The sequence below is a fragment of the Streptomyces sp. R11 genome (assembly GCF_041051905.1).
Classification (GTDB): domain Bacteria; phylum Actinomycetota; class Actinomycetes; order Streptomycetales; family Streptomycetaceae; genus Streptomyces.
Map to the genome: position 1 here is coordinate 6,098,443 of NZ_CP163432.1, position 19,454 is coordinate 6,117,896.

Annotated in this window: 21 protein-coding genes; 11 read left to right on the top strand and 10 right to left on the bottom strand. The window is 69.8% G+C overall.

All coding sequences use genetic code 11. The features are described 5' to 3' along the window. Window positions 1-21: 21 nt before the first annotated feature. Window positions 22-270, top strand: coding sequence for a helix-turn-helix transcriptional regulator (locus tag AB5J55_RS28290; RefSeq protein ID WP_369273325.1), 249 nt, complete (start codon window positions 22-24; stop codon window positions 268-270). Continuing rightward, a complete protein-coding gene (locus AB5J55_RS28295; RefSeq protein WP_369273326.1) occupies window positions 267-797 on the top strand; it encodes a hypothetical protein in 531 nt (176 codons plus the stop codon). Before AB5J55_RS28290 ends, AB5J55_RS28295 begins: the two co-directional genes overlap by 4 nt. 130 nt (window positions 798-927) lie before the next feature. On the opposite strand, the gene nagB is transcribed toward AB5J55_RS28295, so the two are convergent. Next, window positions 928-1,713 carry a glucosamine-6-phosphate deaminase gene (nagB, locus tag AB5J55_RS28300; RefSeq protein WP_369273327.1) on the bottom strand — a complete coding sequence of 262 codons (786 nt, stop codon included), beginning with the start codon at window positions 1,711-1,713 and terminating at the stop codon, window positions 928-930. 229 nt (window positions 1,714-1,942) lie between these two features. On the opposite strand from nagB, the gene AB5J55_RS28305 reads away from it, so the two are divergent. Next, the gene (locus tag AB5J55_RS28305) at window positions 1,943-3,031 is read left to right on the top strand and encodes an SIS domain-containing protein (RefSeq protein ID WP_369273328.1); all 1,089 of its coding nucleotides are present in this window, start codon (window positions 1,943-1,945) and stop codon (window positions 3,029-3,031) included. Here AB5J55_RS28305 and AB5J55_RS28310 read toward each other — a convergent pair whose 3' ends face one another. Further along, window positions 3,032-3,784: an SDR family oxidoreductase gene (locus AB5J55_RS28310; protein WP_369273329.1), complete on the bottom strand. Its 753-nt coding sequence runs from the start codon at window positions 3,782-3,784 to the stop codon at window positions 3,032-3,034. Between the two features lie 95 nt (window positions 3,785-3,879). Here AB5J55_RS28310 and AB5J55_RS28315 point away from each other — a divergent pair, with 95 nt between their 5' ends. Both AB5J55_RS28315 and AB5J55_RS28320 read left to right on the top strand, forming a co-directional pair. Next, window positions 3,880-4,521 carry a TetR/AcrR family transcriptional regulator gene (locus AB5J55_RS28315; RefSeq protein WP_369273330.1) on the top strand — a complete coding sequence of 214 codons (642 nt, stop codon included), beginning with the start codon at window positions 3,880-3,882 and terminating at the stop codon, window positions 4,519-4,521. Between the two features lie 415 nt (window positions 4,522-4,936). After that, window positions 4,937-6,412 carry a sensor histidine kinase gene (locus AB5J55_RS28320; protein ID WP_369273331.1) on the top strand — a complete coding sequence of 492 codons (1,476 nt, stop codon included), beginning with the start codon at window positions 4,937-4,939 and terminating at the stop codon, window positions 6,410-6,412. A gap of 183 nt (window positions 6,413-6,595) precedes the next feature. Here AB5J55_RS28320 and AB5J55_RS28325 read toward each other — a convergent pair whose 3' ends face one another. Beyond that, the gene (locus AB5J55_RS28325; RefSeq protein ID WP_006142322.1) at window positions 6,596-6,853 is read right to left on the bottom strand and encodes a WhiB family transcriptional regulator; all 258 of its coding nucleotides are present in this window, start codon (window positions 6,851-6,853) and stop codon (window positions 6,596-6,598) included. 319 nt (window positions 6,854-7,172) lie between these two features. Beyond that, window positions 7,173-8,141 (bottom strand): diacylglycerol kinase family protein, encoded by a 969-nt coding sequence (locus AB5J55_RS28330; RefSeq protein WP_369273332.1) that lies wholly within the window; start codon window positions 8,139-8,141, stop codon window positions 7,173-7,175. Window positions 8,142-8,439: 298 nt separating this feature from the next. Here AB5J55_RS28330 and AB5J55_RS28335 point away from each other — a divergent pair, with 298 nt between their 5' ends. Next, entirely contained in the window at window positions 8,440-8,886 is a 447-nt protein-coding gene (locus tag AB5J55_RS28335) for a hypothetical protein (RefSeq protein ID WP_369273333.1), read from the top strand. 21 nt (window positions 8,887-8,907) lie between these two features. Here the strand turns inward: AB5J55_RS28335 and AB5J55_RS28340 are convergent, their stop codons facing one another. From AB5J55_RS28340 to AB5J55_RS28350, 3 genes are all read right to left on the bottom strand, one after another. Then, window positions 8,908-10,059, bottom strand: a complete 1,152-nt coding sequence (locus AB5J55_RS28340; RefSeq protein ID WP_369273334.1) for an RNA polymerase sigma factor SigF — start codon at window positions 10,057-10,059, stop codon at window positions 8,908-8,910. Next, on the bottom strand, window positions 10,056-10,469 hold the full coding sequence (locus tag AB5J55_RS28345; RefSeq protein ID WP_004925829.1) for an anti-sigma regulatory factor: 414 nt from the start codon (window positions 10,467-10,469) through the stop codon (window positions 10,056-10,058). Before AB5J55_RS28345 ends, AB5J55_RS28340 begins: the two co-directional genes overlap by 4 nt. A gap of 270 nt (window positions 10,470-10,739) precedes the next feature. Next, window positions 10,740-11,000, bottom strand: a complete 261-nt coding sequence (locus AB5J55_RS28350; RefSeq protein ID WP_369273335.1) for a UBP-type zinc finger domain-containing protein — start codon at window positions 10,998-11,000, stop codon at window positions 10,740-10,742. Window positions 11,001-11,094: 94 nt separating this feature from the next. Here AB5J55_RS28350 and AB5J55_RS28355 point away from each other — a divergent pair, with 94 nt between their 5' ends. Next, window positions 11,095-12,690, top strand: coding sequence for a Na+/H+ antiporter (locus AB5J55_RS28355; RefSeq protein ID WP_369273336.1), 1,596 nt, complete (start codon window positions 11,095-11,097; stop codon window positions 12,688-12,690). Here AB5J55_RS28355 and AB5J55_RS28360 read toward each other — a convergent pair. Together AB5J55_RS28360 and AB5J55_RS28365 are read right to left on the bottom strand one after the other, a co-directional pair. After that, window positions 12,672-13,589, bottom strand: a complete 918-nt coding sequence (locus tag AB5J55_RS28360; RefSeq protein WP_369273337.1) for a 1-aminocyclopropane-1-carboxylate deaminase/D-cysteine desulfhydrase — start codon at window positions 13,587-13,589, stop codon at window positions 12,672-12,674. The two genes, AB5J55_RS28355 and AB5J55_RS28360, sit on opposite strands and share 19 nt — an antisense overlap. Window positions 13,590-13,666: 77 nt before the next feature. Next, entirely contained in the window at window positions 13,667-14,257 is a 591-nt protein-coding gene (locus AB5J55_RS28365) for an N-acetylmuramoyl-L-alanine amidase (RefSeq protein WP_369273338.1), read from the bottom strand. Window positions 14,258-14,550: 293 nt separating this feature from the next. Between AB5J55_RS28365 and AB5J55_RS28370 the strand changes: the two genes are divergently transcribed. The 3 genes from AB5J55_RS28370 (at window position 14,551) to AB5J55_RS28380 (ending at window position 18,109) form a co-directional block, all read left to right on the top strand. After that, entirely contained in the window at window positions 14,551-15,957 is a 1,407-nt protein-coding gene (locus AB5J55_RS28370; RefSeq protein ID WP_369273339.1) for a family 2B encapsulin nanocompartment shell protein, read from the top strand. Between the two features lie 123 nt (window positions 15,958-16,080). Beyond that, window positions 16,081-17,208, top strand: a complete 1,128-nt coding sequence (locus AB5J55_RS28375) for a family 2 encapsulin nanocompartment cargo protein polyprenyl transferase (protein ID WP_369273340.1) — start codon at window positions 16,081-16,083, stop codon at window positions 17,206-17,208. A 307-nt stretch (window positions 17,209-17,515) separates the two neighbouring features. Further along, on the top strand, window positions 17,516-18,109 hold the full coding sequence (locus AB5J55_RS28380) for a GNAT family N-acetyltransferase (protein WP_369273341.1): 594 nt from the start codon (window positions 17,516-17,518) through the stop codon (window positions 18,107-18,109). A 21-nt stretch (window positions 18,110-18,130) separates the two neighbouring features. Here AB5J55_RS28380 and AB5J55_RS28385 read toward each other — a convergent pair whose 3' ends face one another. Beyond that, window positions 18,131-18,721: a TetR/AcrR family transcriptional regulator gene (locus AB5J55_RS28385; RefSeq protein WP_369273342.1), complete on the bottom strand. Its 591-nt coding sequence runs from the start codon at window positions 18,719-18,721 to the stop codon at window positions 18,131-18,133. A 125-nt stretch (window positions 18,722-18,846) separates the two neighbouring features. Between AB5J55_RS28385 and AB5J55_RS28390 the strand changes: the two genes are divergently transcribed. Beyond that, window positions 18,847-19,431 (top strand): dihydrofolate reductase family protein, encoded by a 585-nt coding sequence (locus AB5J55_RS28390; RefSeq protein WP_369273343.1) that lies wholly within the window; start codon window positions 18,847-18,849, stop codon window positions 19,429-19,431. Window positions 19,432-19,454 lie beyond the last annotated feature (23 nt).

Genomic DNA, 19,454 nt, shown 5'->3' on the forward strand with positions numbered 1-19,454 from the left:
CGAATGTAGTACTTCTTATACATGAGCGAGCAGGTGCACAACAGGTTGGCGATGGTGCGTGCCGAACGCAAGGTGTCGCGCCAGAGCCTGGCCGAGGCAGTGGGAGCCCACTACCAGACCATCGGCTACATCGAGCGGGGGCAGTACAACCCGAGCCTCGACCTGGCACTGAAGATCGCGAAGTTCTTCGGACTGCCGGTCGAGGCGCTGTTCTCCCTCGAACCGTTCCGGCCGCTCACGGACGAGGTCTACGGGAGGAAACGGTCATGACCACGACGCGGCTGACGCGCTACGACCGGAGCATGCTGCGGTTGATGAACGACCCCCGAGGGCGCCCGCTGTACGCCACGACCACGCGTCGCCGGCTGGTGGTCGCCGCGCATGTCGCACTCACCGTGGCCATCGGGGCCCTGACCACGTACTTCTCCCTCTCTTCGGCGGAGCCGATGTGGGCCGTCATCGCCACGGCGGTGCTGATGCTGCCCTGGATGGTGGCGACAGGCGTGATCAACGGCGCCACCCGGGGCCTGCTCGAACTGCGCGAACGCGCCCTCGACGAGCGGCAGTCGGCCGAGCGCCGGCGGGTACTCGCGCGTGCCCACCGCGCAATGACCAGCCTGCTGCTCGCGGCCGTGGCCGGCCTGCTGACGGCGGGCGCGGCCGACGGCGACGCCCTCCGCGTCTACGCGGCACCCGTCCTCGCCGCCGTCCTCGCGGCCCACTGGCTGATGCCGCTGTGGGTGGCCGGCCTGACGGCACAGGACGAACCGACCGAGGACGAGGCGGCCGGCCTCTAGACCGGGGAGGCAGTCGGCCTCCGGAACCGACGGGCGGCCGGCTTCTGGAACCTGCGTATGTCCGGCGAGCGCACGGCGGGCCCCTCATCACGGGCGCCCGCCGCACGCATGCCCGGCATGCAAGGCGCCCCTAAATCCCCTGCCACTCCGGCTTGTTGGCGTATGTGTGCCGGAAGTAGTCGGCCAGCTTGAGCTTGGACGCGGCGGCATCGTCGACGACGACCGTCGCGTGCGGGTGCAGTTGCAGTGCCGAGGCCGGGCAGACGGCCGCGATCGGCCCCTCGACGGTCGCGGCGACCGCGTCCGCCTTGCCCTCACCGGTGGCGAGCAGCACCAGGTGCCGCGCCTCCAGGATCGTCCCGATCCCCTGGGTGATGACGTGGTGCGGCACCTGCTCGATGTCCCCGTCGAAGAACCGCGCGTTGTCGACCCGGGTCTGCTCGGTCAGCGTCTTGATCCGGGTCCTCGACGCCAGCGAGGAGCACGGCTCGTTGAACCCGATGTGCCCATCGGTCCCGATCCCGAGCAACTGCAGGTCCACGCCCCCGGCTTCAGCCAGCGCCATGTCATACGCCTCGCACGCCCCGGTCACGTCCTCGGCCGTACCGTCCGGCCCCATGAACGCGTCCATCCCGATCCCGAGCGGCTCCAGCACCTCGCGGCGCAGCACCGACCGGTACGACTCCGGGTGCTCCGCGGGCAGCCCCACATACTCGTCGAGCTGCGCGATCCGCGCCCGCGAGGCGTCGACGGCGCCGGAGCGCACCTTGGCCGCGAGTGCCGCGTAGATGGGCAGTGGCGTCGAGCCGGTGGCCACGCCGAGCAGGGCGTCGGGCTTGCGCCGCAGTAGCTGGGCCATGGCCTCGGCTATCAGCTCGCCACCCGCCTTGGCGTCCGGAACGATGACAACTTCCACGCTGGGCCTGCCGATCTGAAGTAGGTCTCGAAGGGCACCCTGAAGGGGCATGTGGTTTAGACCAATCTAACAGAGCGAGGCTACGCGGCCCAGGTGAACGGAAGCCTCGCGGACATTTCGGCGGACCGTCGGGCAGGCGTCATTGCCCATGGGGGAGTGGAATGGAAACTGTCCGCCGGAAGCGGCAGGCGCCATGCCCGGCAGCGGGCGCTAGAGCAGGGAAGGTCCCATGACCACCACGACCCCGTACCCTCCCGACCCGCACGCCCCTCACAACGACCTCCCCGGCCGGATCATGGCCCGCGAGATGGCCGAACAGCCCGCCGTGCTGCGCAGGATCCTGTCCCAGGGCGCGCCCGCCATCCGCCGCGTCGCGCAGGAGATCGCCGCCCGCGCACCCCGCTTCGTCCTGCTCACCGCCCGCGGCACCTCCGACAACGCCGCGCTCTACGCCAAGTACCTCCTGGAGGTCCGCCTCGGCCTGCCCTGCGGCCTGACCTCCATGTCGACCACCACCGCCTACGGCGCCCGTCCCGACCTCACCGACGTCCTGGTCATCACCGTGAGCCAGTCCGGCGGCTCCCCGGACGTCGTCGCCTCGACCAGGGCCGCCCGTGAGGCCGGCGCGATCACGCTCGCGGTGACCAACAACCCCGACTCCCCGCTGGCCGCCGTCTCCGAGTACCACCTCGACATCATGGCCGGACCGGAGAGGGCCCTGCCCGCGACCAAGACCTATACGGCCTCCCTTCTCGCCCTGTACCTCTTCGTCGAGGGTCTGCGCGGCGGTGACGGCGCCCCTGCCCTGCCGCTCCCGGATCTCGCCGAGCAACTGCTCGCCCGGCAGGACGAGGTGCGCACCCTCGCCGCCCGCTACCGCTTCGCCGAACGCATGGTGATCACCTCCCGCGGCTACGGCTACCCCACGGCCAAGGAAGCCGCCCTCAAGCTGATGGAGACCAGCTACATCCCGGCCCTCGCCTACTCCGGCGCCGACCTGCTGCACGGCCCGCTCGCCATGGTCGACAACGTCTCCCCGGTCATCGCGGTCGTCACCGACGGCAAGGGTGGCGAGGTCCTCCAGCCAGTCCTCGACCGGCTCCGCGGCCGCGGAGCCGACCTCGTCGTCATCGGGGCCCGGCGCCAGGTCGAGCAGGCCTCGGCCGGTTTCGTCCTGCCCACCGAGGGCGTCGCCGAGGAGCTCCAGCCGATCCTGGAGATCCTCCCGCTCCAGCTCCTGGCCTACGAGGTCACCATCGCCCGAGGCCAGGACCCGGACGCGCCGCGGGCGCTGGCGAAGGTGACGGAGACGCGCTGACTAGTGCAGGCTCAGCAGCGAGCCCCCGGTCGCGTCGATGTGCTGCCCCGTGACCCAGCGGGAGTCGGACGACGCCAGGAAGGCCACCACGTCGGCCACGTCAGACGACGTACCGACGCGTTTGAAGACCGAGACGGCCTCGGCGTGCCCGCGTATGCCGGGGTCGGCGAGTGCGGCGCTCGTCAGGTCCGTGTCGATGAAGCCGGGCCCGACGGAGTTGGCGGTGATGCCGCGCGGCGCCAACTCGGCGGCGAGTGAGCGGGTCAGGGTGGTGACTGCGCCCTTGGCCATGTGGGTGGCGGCTATGGGGGCGATGGCGTAGTCCGTGGCGGCCGTCACATTGATGATCCGGCCGTGGTCGCGCAGGCGTCCGAGGCCGTGCTTGACGATGAAGAACGGTGCCTTCGCGTTGACCGCCTGCGTCCGGTCGTACGCCTCCTCGTCCGTCTCCCCGATGGTCGCGAAAATCGCCATGCCCGCGTTGTTCACCAGGATGTCCACGCCCTGCGCATGGCGGTCGAAGGCCTCCCATAGGGTCTCGGCGTCACCGGGCACGCCCAGTTCGGCGCGGATCGCGAATGCGCTGCCGCCCGCCGCCTCGATCGCGGTGACCGTCTCCTTCGCCGCCGCCTCGTTACTGCCGTAGTGCACGGCGACCCGCGCCCCGTCCCGTGCCAGCCGCGCGGCGATCGCCCGTCCGATCCCCCTGCTCGCCCCCGTGACCAGTGCCGTCCTGCCCGCAAGCACGCCCATGCCGACGCCCTCTCGCATTTCCCTAGCGGTCGCTACAGAAAGAACGTACAACAGCCCGCCGACGTTTCTCTAGTGCTCGCTATAAAATGCACTCCATGGTGAACGGCGAGGTGGCGACGGAGACGGGGGCGGGAGCCCGACCTGCGGCGAAGACGCGCGGTCGACCCCGTTCCTTCGACCGTGAAACCGCCCTGGAGAAGGCGATCCTGGCCTTCTGGGAGCGCGGCTACGAGGCGACGTCCGTCTCCGACCTCACCCGCGCCATGGACATCGGCGCCCCGAGTCTGTATGCGGCCTTCGGTGACAAGCGCTCGCTCTTCGAAGAGGTCGTCCGGGTCTACACCTCGCGCTACGCCTCGTTCGCGGACCGCGCGCTCGCCGAGGAGCCCACCTCCCGGGCGGCCGTCGAGCGGACCCTGCGAGAGGCGGCCGGCGTCTATACGGATCCCGTCCATCCGCAGGGCTGCCTCATCGCCCACGCGGCCATCAACTGCACGACCCCGGAGGTCGCCGACTCCCTGCGCGACCGGCGCAACGCCACCATCGCCGCCATCCGCAGCCGCATCGAAGCAGACATCACCACCGGCGCCCTCCCTGCCGACGCCAACGCCCCCGCCCTCGCCCGGCACGCCGGCGCGATGATCCAGGGCATGTCACAACAGGCGCGCGACGGGGCGAGCCGGGAGGAACTGGAGGCACTTGCGGAAATTGCCATGGCCAACTGGCCTCGCACATGAACCCACACGGGTTAGGCTGCGTGGTGGATGACAGGGCCGTCCCACTGCTTCTCCAGCCGGTTCGGAGCCCGCGAAGAAGCGCCAACAGCAAACACGCTCCAACGCATGGACACACCAGAGTGGTCTAGTCCACAATGCGAAGGAGTGCGTAGTACGAGAACGCACCGACTTCCGTCTTCCCCGCACAGGAAGGCGGACCGAGGAACCGGAGCTCTCTGCCCTGACTGCCCCGGCTCCTCATCCTTCGGCCGACCGGGACCGCACACCCCACGGCCGATATTGCTCCGGGCTGCGGTGCCGGGAGGGCTGAGGGTCCCTCTCAGGCGCCGCGGCCCGCGGGTGTTTCCGGGGCCGGATCGCCTCCCGTAGCGGCTGGTTTCCAGCCATGTCCGTACCGCCAGGTACGCTCGGCCACGTGCCCTCCATGAACGAACTCGTACGCCAGCACACGGCCCTCGACGACTCCGACCTCGAGTGGCTCCACCTGCTGGTCTCGGAGTGGCAGCTGCTCTCCGACCTCTCCTTCGCCGACCTCGTCCTGTGGGTCCCCACCCACGACGGCACCCGCTATGTCTCCGTGGCGCAGATGCGGCCCAACACCGGCCCTACCTCGTACCAGGACGACATGGTCGGCCACCTCGTCCCGCGCGGCCGCCGCCCGATGCTGGACGTTGCCCTCGACGAGGGCCGGATCGTGCGGGAGGGCGACCCCGAGTGGCGCGAGGAGGTCCCGGTCCGCGTCGAGTCGATTCCCGTACGACGGGAGGGGCGCGTCCTCGGTGTCATCGCGCGCAACACCAACCTGCTGACCGTCCGCACCCCGAGCCGCCTGGAGTTGACGTACCTCCAAAGCGCCTCGGATCTCGCGCAGATGATCGCGGCCGGATCGTTCCCGTTCGCCAACCAGCAGGTCGACATGGACGCCTCGCCCCGCGTCGGCGACGGCCTGATCCGCGTCGACGCGGACGGCATCGTCCAGTACGCCTCCCCGAACGCGCTGTCCGCCTACCACCGCCTCGGCCTCGCCGCCGACCTCGTCGGCCATCACCTGGGCAAGACCACCGCCGAACTCGCCCCGACGCAGGGACCGGTGGACGAGGCGCTCGCCAAGGTCGCCAGCGGCTGGGCACCCCGCGAGTTCGAGATCGAGTCCGGTGACGGTGTGATCCAGTTCCGATCGATCCCGCTCAAGCCCAAGGGCACGCGTATCGGTTCGCTGGTGCTCCTCCGGGACGTCACCGAACTGCGCCGCCGCGAGCGCGAGTTGATCACCAAGGACGCGACCATCCGGGAGATCCACCACCGCGTCAAGAACAACCTCCAGACGGTGGCCGCCCTGCTGCGCCTCCAGGCGCGCCGCATCGAGTCCGACCGCGGCCGTGAGGCCCTGGAAGAGGCGGTACGGCGGGTCGGGTCGATCGCGATCGTGCACGAGACGCTCTCCCAGAACCTCGACGAGCGCGTGGAGTTCGACGACATCGCCGACCGCGTGCTGGCGATGGTCGCCGAGATCTCGCCCGGCAAGGTCACCGGCCGGCGCACCGGCCGCTTCGGCATCCTGGACGCCGAGGTCGCCACCCCGCTGTCGATGGTCCTGACCGAGATCCTCCAGAACGCGCTGGAGCACGGCTTCCGCGAGGGCGACACCGGCACGGTCGAGGTCTCGGCCGTCCGCGGCGGTACGACGAAGCAGGTCCGCCTTCTGGTCACCGTCCAGGACGACGGCGTGGGCCTCCCCGAGGGCTTCGACCCGCACACCGCGGGCAACCTCGGCCTGCAGATCGTACGGACGCTGGTGGAAGGCGAGTTGGGCGGGACGTTCGACATGGTCCCGGCCCCGGAGCGGGGGACCAGGGTGATCCTGGACATCCCGGTGCGGGCGCACAAGTAGCCGCGGACGGTAACACCAGCGGGCGGGGACAGCAAAGAGCCCTGGACCATCTGGTCCAGGGCTAGTGCTCGTTGCTGCTCTGCAATCGCTAAGCAGGGGTACTGCGCGCTGCGGCTCGGGGGCGGGAGATGCGTACGCGCTGTACGCGCCGCCAAGCTGAGGCTGTTTGCGGGGCGGGTGTTGTCAGGCGGAGGCCTGACGGGCCCGGTTGCGGGCGGCGCGGCGCTTCATGGCGCGACGCTCGTCCTCGCTGAGACCACCCCAGACGCCGGAGTCCTGGCCGGACTCGAGCGCCCACTGCAGACACTGATCCATAACGGGGCAGCGACGGCAGACGGCCTTGGCTTCCTCGATCTGCAGCAGCGCAGGACCGGTGTTGCCGATGGGGAAGAAGAGCTCGGGGTCTTCCTCGCGGCAAACGGCGTTGTGACGCCAGTCCATGGCTGCTACCTCTCCTTGGTATTACGTGCTGGTTGCTTGTGAATGTGAACGCTTTCACGAATCCCTCAACAAGTGAAGGGCCGACCGCCAGGTTCCCTGGCGAGGTCCTGTGATTTGAAGAGGGGTTCCGGTGATCAGTGGAGGCCGGTCTTGCGGGCCGTCTCGATCGCCACGTAGAGACTCGCAAACCTCAGCGACGGATACAACCCCTTCCGGAAAGTTTTTTTTGATTCCTCGGTGTCGACTAGGTCACAGCCGTACTTCCATGGGGTGGATCCTGGCCTAAACGTTCGAGTGAAAGGACTTTAGCCCGTTCCGCTCACACAATCACACGCAGTGCACGGCGTACGCCTGTGAACGTCACGCTCGTGCGCAGCCCCAGGTGGTCGCCGTCCATCTGAAGGGGCAATGGGACCTTCGAATGCAAGGTGAACTGGTCCAGGTCGTGCAGCGTGACCGCATGCTTGCCATGGGCTCCACGCTCGGGGGACGAAGTAAGCAACTGGGTTGCATACCGGGCAACCGCGACCGTGGACATACGGCTGAGACCGAGTACGTCGAGGCCGGTATCGAACGACGCCTTAGGCGCCGCGTACACCGGGCGATTGCCCAAATAAGTCCACGGAGCGGTGTTGCAGACTATGGACAGCACCAAATCGGTCACCGGGTCCTGGCCCGGCCGCTCCAGCGTGATAGTGCCGTGCCGGCGGTTGGGCTCCTGCAGGAACTGGCGTACCACCTGGCGCAGATAAAGGGCGTGCGTCGATTTCCTGCCCCGCTCGCGCTGCTGCTCGACCCGGCCGACTACGCCGGCGTCGAAGCCGAGGCCCGCACAGAAGGTGAACCATCTGCCGGGTACGGCTTCGTCCTCCGTCCCCGGGGTGCCGCCCGCTATGCCCATTCCGACCGTACGTTCGCTGCCTTCACGCAGGGCGTCGAGCAGGGCGCCGGTCGCCTCCACGGCGTCGTTGGGCAGGCCGAGGGCGCGGGCGAAGACGTTGGTGGAGCCGCCGGGGACCACGGCGAGGCGGGGGAGGCGGTCCGGGTCGGGGCCGTTGTGCAACAGTCCGTTGACGACTTCGTTCACGGTGCCGTCGCCGCCGAGGGCGACCACCAGGTCGACGTCGTCACTCTCCGCCGCCTGCCGGCCCAGGTCACGCGCGTGGCCGCGGTACTCGGTGGTGACCGCTTCCAGCTTCATCTCGCTGGCGAGCGCGTGGATCAGGACATCGCGCGTACGTGCGCTTGTGGTGGTTGCTGCCGGATTGACCACGAGAAGTGCACGCATGACTGGCAGCGTACCTACTGGGGGGTACTGGGCACAGGTCGAGGTTGGGATCCGGTAAGAGATGAGGCGTGAGTCTCGACACGGGTGGACTCCCGTCGGCTTGGCCGTGGGTTTCTGTGCGGTCGGTTTCATGGGCGGTCGGCTCTGCTGCGGGCCCTGCTGGGGGCTGCCGCCCCCAGACTCCTGACTCGGCCCTTGAGGGGCCTTGTCCTCAAACACCGGCCGGGCTGGTTGCTGTCGGCCGTCGGGCAGGAGCCTCCGTCTCCGAGGGCGATATCGCGGCGGCTACCCTTCAAGGGTGACCAAGCAGCAGACCCCCACCACCCCGGAAACCGCCGGTCCGCGTCCGCGGCGGCTGACGTATGCGGCGGCACTGACCGCGCTGGAAGGGCTGGCGCTGGCCGTCGGGGGCGTCTGGGTGCTGGTGCTGGGGCTCGCCGGGGATCCGGACGATCGGCAGCAGGCCGTCACCCTGGGCGTGACACTGGTCGTGCTTGCCCTGCTGCCGCTGCTCGCCGCGCGAGGGCTGTTCGCTCAGCGCAGCTGGAGCCGGGGACCGTCCGTCATCACGCAGATCATGGCGCTGCCGGTGGCCTACAGCCTGCTGCAGGCCGACAGCATTGCGATCCCGGTCGGCATTGCGATCGCCGCGGTCGCGATCGCCACGCTGGTGCTCCTGATCAACCCGGAGACCACCCGGGCCCTGGGCATCCGCGGGCCGGGCAGCGCACCGGATCAGAAGTAGCCGGCGGCTCTCAGGGAGCCGTCACTCCTCCACCAGCAGCTTCTCCCGCAGCTGCGCCAGCGTGCGGGCCAGCAGGCGGGACACGTGCATCTGGGAGATGCCGACCTCCTGCGCGATCTGCGACTGGGTCATGTTGCCGAAGAAGCGCAGCAGCAGGATCCGCTTCTCGCGGGGCGGGAGATCCTCGAGCAGCGGCTTGAGCGACTCGCGGTACTCGACGCCTTCCAGCGCCTCGTCCTCCGCGCCGAGGGTGTCCGCGACCGCGGGGGACTCGTCGTCCGTGTCGGGGACGTCCAGCGACAGCGTGGAGTACGCGTTGGCGGACTCCAGGCCCTCCAGGACCTCCTCCTCCGAGATCGCCAGCTTCTCGGCGAGTTCGTGGACGGTCGGGGAGCGCCCGTGCTGCTGGGACAGCTCGGCTGTGGCCGTCGTCAGGGCGAGGCGCAGCTCCTGGAGGCGCCGCGGCACCCGCACCGCCCAGCCCTTGTCGCGGAAATGCCGCTTGATCTCGCCGACGACCGTCGGGGTCGCGTATGTCGAGAACTCGACGCCGCGCTCCGGGTCGAACCGATCGACCGACTTGATCAGACCGATGGTGGCGACCTGGGTGAGGTCGTCGAGCGGCTCGCCGCGGTTGCGGAAGCGGCGCGCGAGGTGCTCGACGAGCGGCAGGTGCATGCGAACGAGCTGGTTGCGCAGGTTCGCGTACTCCGGGCTGCCGTCCTGCAGCTTGCGCAGCTCGACGAACAAGGCGCGCGCCCCGCTGCGGTCCTGAGGGTCGTGCTGCGTGGCCTGCACGCTGTGCGCGCTCATCGCCTCGTCCTCGGCGTTTCGCTGGTGCTCGCTCATCGTCCCGCCCGTTGCCTTCTCCCGAGCCCTCGCCCCCGCTCGGACTGGGGAGACCCCGATCCGCCCGCCCGCGGGCGGGCCCTGCACGGCGCCTTCGTCATCCCGTCCGTCGGCCAGGAAGCCGGCCTCCGCGGAGTTGTCCTCCGGGTGCGGCCGGGCCTGTTCGGGGATGCCGTCGATGCCGTCCGCCATGCGCCGGGTACCGCTCGGACCGCTCGGGTCCGCTCCCAGGCTCTCGGCTCCGTCCGAGCAGGGGGCAGCGCCGTCCGGCAGCTCCCGTGTGCCGCGCTCTTCGTCCCGCACCGGCCCGTCCCCGTTCCTCACGCCGGCCCGGGTCCCGCGCCGCGCTGTTTGTAGAGGCTGATCGAAACGGTTTTGTCCTCGTCCACGGCGGAGGAGACCTTGCCCGCGAGGGCCGACAGCACGGTCCAGGCGAAGGTGTCCCTGGAGGGGGCGTGGCCGTCCGTGGTCGGGGCCGAGACGGTGACCTCGAGCGAGTCGTCGACTAGTCGGAAGACACAGCTGAGCACCGAGCCGGGCACGGCCTGCTGGAGCAGGATCGCGCAGGCCTCGTCCACCGCGATGCGCAGGTCCTCGATCTCGTCGAGGGTGAAGTCCAAACGGGCCGCGAGGCCGGCAGTCGCCGTACGCAGCACCGACAGGTAGGCACCCGCAGCCGGCAGCCGGACTTCCACGAAGTCCTGGGTCGCGGGCTCGCCTGCGATCTGGGACACCCTCACCTCCAAGGTGGTACAAGCTTCTCGGGGCCGAGGGTCGCCCCCCGGGGTAACGCGATCTGTGGTTCAGCGGTGACGCTATCGCGCTCTGAACTTTCCTGTCCCCAGGACCCCAACCCCTTGCTGTCACTCATAGTAAACACACGGATACGCTCCGTGGCTAGGGGGTCTGCGGGCCCAATTGGGAAGAGCGCGCGCCGGTTTGACGTACCCAGGCGTCAGACGGTCGAACCGTCCGGATCCTCGGTTGTCCAGCGTACGTCCCCGTCACACGAGTACGTGGTCGACAAAGCACCAGCGCCAGAGTTCGCCGGGCTCGAACGTCCGCATGATCGGGTGGCCGGACTCCTTGTGGTGTTCCGTGGCGTGGCGTCCCGGCGAGGAGTCGCAGCAGCCGACGTGACCGCAGGTGAGGCAGAGCCGCAGCTGTACCGGGTGCCAGCCCTCCGCCAGACACTCGGGACATGTCTCGTTGAGCGGATCGGGTTCCGGGTGCGGCAGCGCGTCGGCGTGCGTGCACTGTTTCATGATTGCCAGGTTACGACGGCCACGCGCACGACGGCGCGGAAAATCGAGGGCGGGCCGCGACGACGATGCACGAGGGCGAGGGTGGGCGAGGCGTATGGATGTGATGCCACTGCTGTTGCTGGTGGCCGGGAGTGCCGCTGTTGCCGCGGCCGCTCGGCGGGCGCCGGTGCCGGCGCCGCTGCTGCTGGTCGCCGTCGGCCTCCTCGTCTCGTACCTGCCGGGCGTGCCCGAGTACACCCTCGACCCGCACATCGTCCTGCCGCTGGTGCTGCCCCCGCTGCTGCACAGCGCTGCGACGGACAGCTCGTATCTCGATCTGCGGGCTCAGATGCGGCCCGTGATGCTGCTGTCGGTCGGGTACGTGCTGTTCGCGACCTTCGCCGTCGGCTGGATCGCGTATCTGGTCGTGCCGGGTCTTCCGCTGACCGCGGCGCTGGTGCTGGGCGCGGTGGTGGCGCCGCCGGACGCGGTCGCCGCGACGGCGGTCGCGCGCCGGGTGGGGCTGCCGTCCCGGATCACCACGATCCTGCAGGGCGAGTCCCTGGTGAACGACGCCACCGCGATCACCGCCTACCGCGTGGCGCTCGCGGCCGCCGTCGGTGAGGGCGCCACCTGGGCCGGCGGCATCGGCGAGTTCCTGCTCGCGGCGTTCGGCGGCATCGGCATGGGCCTGGTGCTGATGGTGCCGCTCCACTGGCTGCGCACGCACGTGAAGGAGGCGCTGCTGCAGAACACCCTCTCGCTGCTGATCCCGTTCGTCGCGTACGCGGCCGCCGAGCAGGTGCACGCTTCCGGAGTGCTGGCGGTCGTGGTCGTGGCGCTGTACCTGGGACACCGCGCGTGGGAGGTCGACTTCGCCACCCGCCTCCAGGAGGAGGCCGTGTGGAAGATGGTCGCGTTCGTACTGGAGTCGGCGGTGTTCGCCCTGATCGGACTGCAACTGCCGGTGGTGCTCAAGGGGCTTGGCGAGTACGAGGGGACCCGCGCCGCCTGGTACGCGTTCGCCGTCTTCGCGGTGGTCGTCGCCTCGCGCTTCGTGTGGGTCTACCCGGCGACGTTCCTGCCGCGCATGCTGTCGGCACGGATCCGCAAACGCGAGGCGAACCCGACCTGGAAGGGCGCGTTCGTCATCTCCTGGGCCGGCATGCGAGGCGTGGTGTCGCTGGCCATCGCCTTCTCGATCCCGCTCACGATGCACGGCGGCGAACCGTTTCCCGAGCGCAACCTCATCCTCTTCCTGACGTTCACAACGGTCATCGGCACGCTCGTCGTCCAGGGCGTGACCCTGCCGCCGCTGATCCGCCTGCTGAAACTCCCCGGCCGTGACACCCAGGCCGAGACCCTCGCCGAGGCCAACGCCCAGGCACAGGCCTCCCGCGCCGCCGAACGACGCCTGGAGGAACTCCTCTCCGACGACCGCAACGACCTCCCCGAGGCCCTCGCCGACCGCCTGCGAGCCGTCCTGGAGCGCCGCCGCAACTCCGTCTGGGAACGCCTCGGCCAGGCCAACCCCATCACCGGCGAGTCCGTCGACGACACCTACCGCCGTCTGTCCCGCGAGGTGATCGGCACCGAGCGAGCGGTGTTCGTGAAACTACGGGACGGCCGCTTCATCGACGACGAGATGCTGCGGACACTGCTGCGCAGGCTGGACCTGGAGGAGGCGGCGGCCTATCGCGAGGCGGGCTGAGCCTCGAACGGAGCGCCGGTGACAACGGCGGCGACCGTCGCGCCAGGCGCGAAGGCCCCTTCCTCCATCAACACAACGAGCCCATACAACAACTTGGCGACATAGAGACGCTCAACAGCCACCCCATGCCGCTCCTCGAAATCATCGGCGAAGGCTTCAAGCTCACCGGTCGTTCGGGCATACCCCCCAAAATGAAACCGCTCATCAAGCCACCAATCACCCCGCGGTCCTCCGAACGCCTCCGCCTGGAGCCCCCGTACCTCATCACCCAGGAAGCCACCCTTGAGAACGGGCACACCCAAGGCCCGCTGCCCGGGCCCCAGCCCGGCAGCCAGCCCCGCGAGCGTCCCGCCCGTCCCACAGGCAACGGCGACCACATCGGCCTGCCCCCGCAACTCCTCCCCGAGCGCCCGGCACCCCCGTACGGCAAGGGCATTGCTCCCGCCCTCCGGCACCACGTAGGCCCCCTCCGCACCCGCCGCCCGCAGAACGGCCGCCAATGTCTCCGGCTCGGCCTTGCGTCGATAAGTCGCCCTGTCGATGAAGTGCAGCCGCATACCGTCGGCCACGCATCGCTCCAACGACGGATTGAGGCGCCGCTCACCAAGCTCCTGGCCACGCACCACACCGACCGTGCTCAGCCCGAGCAGGCGCCCCGCGGCAGCGGTGGCACGCAAGTGGTTGGAGTAGGCGCCGCCGAAAGTGACAACCGTGCGCCCACTCGCGGCCACCAGATTCGGCACAAGCTTGCGCCACTTGTTGCCGACCAACTCCGGATGGATCAGATCGTCCCGCTTGAGAACCAACCGAACGCCACCCCGCCCGAACCGGGAGTCCACAACCTCATGCACCGGCGAGGGGAGCCGGGGCTGCAGACCGGTCAGGGCAAGGCGCTTCACCAGTCCATTGTCGCCCGCCGCCCGCCGCCCGCCGGCGCGCCCCACTCACCGGCACGGGCCGCCGCAGGCATCCCGCCCTAGGACAACCGATCCCGGATCCGCGAACGCATCGAAGCCATGGTGAACCCCCGAGGATCCACCTTCCCGGGCTGCCACTCCAGATGCCCGATCACCGACCGCTCCGTCCACCCGTGATGACGGCACACAGCCGCCGACACGCGCTCGATCGCCTCCAACTGAGCCGCCGGCCAGGGATCCTGTCCATCACCCAGGTTCTCGCACTCGAAGCCGTAGAAGTGCCGGTTGCCGTCGGTGTTGGCCTCGTTGTCGGCCGGCAGCGCGCTCTCGGCGATGACCGCGCGGAGAACGTCGTCGTCGCCCAGCCCGGCATGGTTGGCACGGCCGTAGCCGACCAGATGCACCCGCCCGTCCTTCGTGATGACGCCGTGGCACAGGGGCCCGGGCAGCCCCTCGTAGCCCTTGCGGCAGAGCTCCACCGTCTGCGCGCTGCCCTTGGTCACCGTGTGGTGGATCATCACGCCGTGGACGGGGCCCCACGGCCCCACGTGGTTGCGGTTGTGGTGCTCCCAGTCGCCGACCTCGACGACAGTCGCACCCTCCGCCCGGAGTCTCTCCAGGAATCTGCTCGCGGACATGGGTGAGGCCATGACCGCCCCCTTCGTGCCGTCCGCCGACCGCCCACCGCGGCCGACTCGTATCGGTGCTTTACCGAAAACGGCCTCACGGGACTCCTCGAATCGCACGGTGTACGAGTCGTTTTGGCCAACCACAGAGCCGGCACGGGTGGACAAGGTCCCTCTATTTGCCCAGCGGACCGTGATCCATTCCCGCTCTTTCGGGTAATAGCACCGGCACCCTCCGTAATGGAAGGCTCGGTCGCGGAGATCGCGATACGTGGCGCCAGACCGGCGCCGGTGCACGACCGGGAGGGCAATTCCTTATGTCGGTAGGCGAAGAGGTCCGCACTGAGCAGGGCAAGCCGCAGCAGAGCCTCGGCACGGCGGCCGCGCGGAACCTGGCCACCACGACCAAGTCCGCACCCCAGATGCAGGAGATCAGCTCCCGCTGGCTGCTGCGCATGCTGCCGTGGGTGAACGTGCAGGGCGGCACGTACCGGGTGAACCGCCGTCTGACCTACGCCGTCGGGGACGGCCGTGTCACGTTCGTGAAGACCGGGGACCGCGTCGAAGTCATCCCGGCCGAACTGCGCGAACTCCCGGCCCTGCGGTCGTACGAGGACGAGGACGTGCTCGCCGAGCTTGCCCAGCGCTGCCAGCAGCGGGAGTTCACGGCGGGGTCCGTGATCGCCTCGTTCGGCAGCCGGACCGACGAGGTCTTCCTGCTGGCGCACGGCAGGGTCGAGAAGCTCGGCACCGGTCCCTACGGGGAGGACGAGTCCCTCGGCGTCCTCGCCGACGGCGCCTACCTCGGCGACCAGGCGCTGCTCGACTCCGAGGCCATCTGGGAGTACACGGTCCGTGCCGCCACGGCGTGCACGGTGCTCGTCCTGCCCCGCCAGGACGTCGAGCAGGTCGCGGAGCGTGCGGAGACGCTCAGCCGGCACCTCGAGCAGCTGCGGGCGATCCCCGCGCAGCGCACCAACAAGTACGGCGAGAAGGAGGTCGACCTCGCGGCCGGCCACAGCGGTGAGCCGGACATCCCGCACACCTTCGTCGACTACGAGGCCCGGCCCCGCGAGTACGAACTGAGCATCGCCCAGACCGTGCTGCGCATCCACTCGCGCGTTGCCGACCTCTACAACCAGCCGATGAACCAGACGGAGCAGCAGCTGCGCCTGACGGTGGAGGCCCTGAAGGAGCGGCAGGAGCACGAGCTCATCAACAACCGCGAGTTCGGGCTGCTCAACAACTGCGAGTACGACCAGCGGCTCCAGCCGCACGACGGCGTGCCCAGCCCCGACGACATGGACGAGCTGCTGTGCCGGCGGCGCGGAACCAAGCTGTTCCTCGCCCACCCGCGCGCGATCGCCGCGTTCGGGCGTGAGCTGAACAAGCGCGGCCTGGTCCCGGAGACCATCGAGATGGCCGGCAACCGCATCCCCACCTGGCGAGGCGTGCCGATCTTCCCGTGCAACAAGATCCCGGTCACCGACGCCCGTACGACCTCGATCATCGCCATGCGTACCGGCGAGGGGGAGCAGGGTGTCATCGGCCTGCAGCAGGCGGGCATCCCGGACGAGATCGAGCCGAGCCTGTCCTGCCGGTTCATGGGCATCAACGAACAGGCCATCATCAAGTACCTGGTCACGGCCTACTACTCGGCCGCGGTCCTGGTCCCGGACGCCCTCGGCGTGCTGGAGAACGTCGAGATCGGGCGCTGGCGGTGACCTTTGCCGCCACTGCGCCGTGTCCCGCGCTCCCCGTGTGGGTAGACCCTCGGCGTAGGCGCCCAGCCGTAGCGGAAGGGCCACCGTCCGCCGACTCTCCGAGGCGATGCCATGGGTGAGTTCATGACGGAGACGCAGCAACGCCCCGCCGGGGCGGGGCCGTCCACCGAGACGCTCGAAAGGCAAGGGCCCATCGCGACCGAGACGGACGGCGGGCCGGGCCCGCTCGACGGGCCCGAGGCGGAGGTGATCCTGGAGCGCGTCCGGGCATCGGTCGACCCCGAACTGCGCGCCGCCGTCGAGTCGTTGCCGCCGTCACTCCGCCGGATCGCGCGCTACCACTTCGGCTGGGAGCACCCGGACGGCACGCCGGCGGCGGGCAACGCCGGCAAGGCGATCCGGCCCGCGCTCGTCCTCACCGCGGCCGCCGCACTCGGCGGACCGAGGGCGCGGGCGGCCGCCGTACGGGCGGCGGTGGCGGTGGAACTGGTCCACAACTTCACGTTGTTGCACGACGACGTGATGGACCGGGACACCACTCGCCGGCACCGGCCGACCGCCTGGACCGTGTTCGGCGACGCTGACGCGATCCTCGCGGGGGACGCCCTCCAGGCGCTGGCCCTGCGGCTGCTCGCCGAGGACCCGCACCCGGCGTCCGCGGCTGCCGCGGCCCGGCTCGCGGACTGCGTCGTCGAGCTGTGCGCCGGCCAGCAGGCGGACACGGCGATGGAGAAGCGGGGCCCTGGCGAGGTCGGCCTCGACGAGGTGCTCGCCATGGCCGAGGCCAAGACCGGCGCACTGCTGGGGTGCGCCTGTGCCCTCGGCGCGCTGTACGCGAGCGCTGCGGACGAGGACGTGGCGGCGCTGGACGCGTTCGGCCGTGAGGCCGGGCTCGCCTTCCAGCTCATCGACGATGTGATCGGTATATGGGGCGACCCGAGCCACACCGGCAAGCCGGCCGGCGCCGACCTCGCCGCCCGCAAGAAGTCCCTGCCGGTCGTCGCCGCGCTGACCTCGGGCGGTCCGGCGGCGGCGGAGCTGGCCACGCTGTACGAAATGCCCTACGACAAGGAGGACCTGGAGCGGACCGCGCTCGCTGTCGAGCGGGCCGGTGGCCGCGACTGGGCGCAGACCCAGGCTGCCGAGCGGATGGCCCGCGCCATGCAGGAACTGGCCCGCGCGGTGCCCGACCCGGAGGCGGCGGGCGGACTGCTGGCCCTTGCCGAGTTCGTGACGCGGCGCAGCACTTGAGGGCCGCGGCAGCCGGCGGCCGTACTGGTCGACGGCGCGTCGACCGACGGTCGTGAAGACCCCGGAGCCCCCGGGGCCCTACGGTTCCTGACCCCGTACGGCCGCCGAGCGGCTCCGGACCGGCGGGTCCCGCACATCCCCACGGTGTGCGGGGCCCGCCTCTGCGTACCGGGTCCCCGTGCAGCGGGTCATCGATCAACCGGGTCGCCGTGTACCGGCCGTATCTCGACAAAGTCGGCTCTCGGACCGCACGCAGGCTCGCATCGCCCTACGATCAAGGCCGGTTGACGCGAAGGGGCGGGTGGAGATGGGCGTGGCGATCCGGACGGCGGGCGAGGCGGACCGGGAGTCGGTGGTCCGGCTGCTGGACGCGGCTTTCCAGGACGATCCGGTCAGCGCCTGGGTGTTCCCGGGCGAGGAGTACCGCCGTGCGACCCACCGCAGGCTGATGGCCGCGTTCACCGACATCGTGCTGGCCCACGGCCGAATAGACGTCACCGAGGACGGCACGGCGTGCGCGCTGTGGATATCCGTGCCGGCCGTCGAGCACGACGAGGACGACGACGGGCCCGCGCTGCTGCGCCAGGACGTCGACCCGGACAACGAGCGCGTCGAGATGATCGGTCGCCTGACGGCCCGTATCCATCCCTCGGGCCGTGCCCACGAATACCTGTGGATGATCGCCGCGGCACCGGGGCGCCAGGGCGAGGGACTCGGCACCGCGCTCATGAACGCGGTGCTCGACCGCTGCGACCGGGACGGCCTGCCCGCCTACCTGGAGGCGAGCAGCGACCGCAGCCGGCAGCTGTACGAGCGTCTCGGCTTCGAGCTCAAGGGCCGTCCCCTCGACCTCCCGGACGGCCCCCGAATGTGGCCGATGTGGCGCGAACCGCGCGGTTGAAACGCCTCCGGCAGCCCTGACCTACTCCTCCGGAACGATCGTCGCCACGATCCGCTCGACCAGCCCGTCCGGCACGCCGACCCCGGGCAGAACGCCGTCCAGGACGTCGGGCAGCGTCAGGTGCTCCAGGAGCAGCCCGAGGACCGCGAGATAGAGCACGGTGACGACCTCGTCGCCGCCGGGCAGTCCGGCGTTGCGATGGAACTCCAGGGCCTCGTCCAGGTCGCCGCGCACCGACTTGGTGAAGGAGGAGCGCAGTTCGGGGCGCCGCTGGGCCTCCAGGCGCATCTCCAGCAGGGCCAGATAGCCCGTTCTGTCGCCGGTCGCGCGGGCCATCAGGTCGTGCATGAAGGCGGCGACGAGGGAGCGGTCCTTCGGCCGGGTCATCAGCGCGGCGATCACCTCCGGGTCGGGCGCGAGCCGCACGTGCAGCCGGGCGTCGATCTGACGGAGCAGGTCGTCGCGCCCGGTGAAGTAGTTGGAGGCGGTGCCGACCGGCACCCCGGCCTCGGCGTCCACCGCGCGGAACGTCAGCCCGCGTGCCCCCTCGCGGGCGAGCACCTCGACGCCCGCGTCGACGAGCGCGGCCCGGCGCTCCGGATTGCCCGCCATTCGGAATCCCCTCTCTCACTTTCAGCCGGTCCAGGAAATGCCCTTGCAACCACTACAAACGAAGTACTACAACTGAAGCACTACAACCGAAGTGGTTGTGCGCCACCCTACGAAAAGAGACCGGCTTGCGAAAGCTCACGTACTTCATCGCCTGCTCGATCGACGGCTTCATCGGAGACCCGAGCGGCGATGCGACCTCGATGTACACCTTCGTCGACGAGGAGTTCCTGGAGTTCCTCAAGACGGAACACCCGGAAACCGTGTCGACCCCCGCCCGTCGCGCCCTCGGGTTCGACGACCTGCCCAACCGGCGGTTCGACACGATCATCCAGGGCCGCAGCAGCTACGACCTGGCCCTGAAGGAGGGCCTCACCAGCCCGTACGCCCATCTGCGTCAGTACGTCGCCTCGCGCACGCTGACCGAGTCGCCCGACCCGCAGGTCGAGATCGTCTCGGACGACGTGGTCGGCAAGGTCCGCGAACTGAAGGCGGAGGACAGCGAGTTCGGAATCTATCTGTGCGGCGGCTCGCAGCTCGCCGGCGCGCTGATCGACGAGATCGACGAGCTCGTCATCAAGACGTACCCCATCGTGTACGGCACGGGCATGCCGATGTTCGGATCGAGCTTCGCCATCACCGAGTTCGGCCTCGGCGAGGTGCGCACGTTCGGCAACGGCGCCGTGGTTCGTACGTACAGCAGGAAGCGCTGAGCCCTCTCCCGTCCTACTCTGAG

Coding starts and splice junctions, on each gene's coding strand:
- AB5J55_RS28375 (WP_369273340.1), top strand. CDS start 16,081: ATGACGGAGACGCAGCAACGCCCCGCCGGGGCGGGGCCGTCCACCGAG.
- AB5J55_RS28350 (WP_369273335.1), bottom strand. CDS start 11,000: ATGAAACAGTGCACGCACGCCGACGCGCTGCCGCACCCGGAACCCGAT.
- AB5J55_RS28290 (WP_369273325.1), top strand. CDS start 22: ATGAGCGAGCAGGTGCACAACAGGTTGGCGATGGTGCGTGCCGAACGC.
- AB5J55_RS28385 (WP_369273342.1), bottom strand. CDS start 18,721: ATGGCGGGCAATCCGGAGCGCCGGGCCGCGCTCGTCGACGCGGGCGTC.
- AB5J55_RS28310 (WP_369273329.1), bottom strand. CDS start 3,784: ATGGGCGTGCTTGCGGGCAGGACGGCACTGGTCACGGGGGCGAGCAGG.
- AB5J55_RS28330 (WP_369273332.1), bottom strand. CDS start 8,141: ATGCGTGCACTTCTCGTGGTCAATCCGGCAGCAACCACCACAAGCGCA.
- AB5J55_RS28370 (WP_369273339.1), top strand. CDS start 14,551: ATGTCGGTAGGCGAAGAGGTCCGCACTGAGCAGGGCAAGCCGCAGCAG.
- AB5J55_RS28295 (WP_369273326.1), top strand. CDS start 267: ATGACCACGACGCGGCTGACGCGCTACGACCGGAGCATGCTGCGGTTG.
- AB5J55_RS28365 (WP_369273338.1), bottom strand. CDS start 14,257: ATGGCCTCACCCATGTCCGCGAGCAGATTCCTGGAGAGACTCCGGGCG.
- AB5J55_RS28380 (WP_369273341.1), top strand. CDS start 17,516: ATGGGCGTGGCGATCCGGACGGCGGGCGAGGCGGACCGGGAGTCGGTG.
- AB5J55_RS28315 (WP_369273330.1), top strand. CDS start 3,880: ATGGTGAACGGCGAGGTGGCGACGGAGACGGGGGCGGGAGCCCGACCT.
- AB5J55_RS28305 (WP_369273328.1), top strand. CDS start 1,943: ATGACCACCACGACCCCGTACCCTCCCGACCCGCACGCCCCTCACAAC.
- AB5J55_RS28355 (WP_369273336.1), top strand. CDS start 11,095: ATGGATGTGATGCCACTGCTGTTGCTGGTGGCCGGGAGTGCCGCTGTT.
- AB5J55_RS28325 (WP_006142322.1), bottom strand. CDS start 6,853: ATGGACTGGCGTCACAACGCCGTTTGCCGCGAGGAAGACCCCGAGCTC.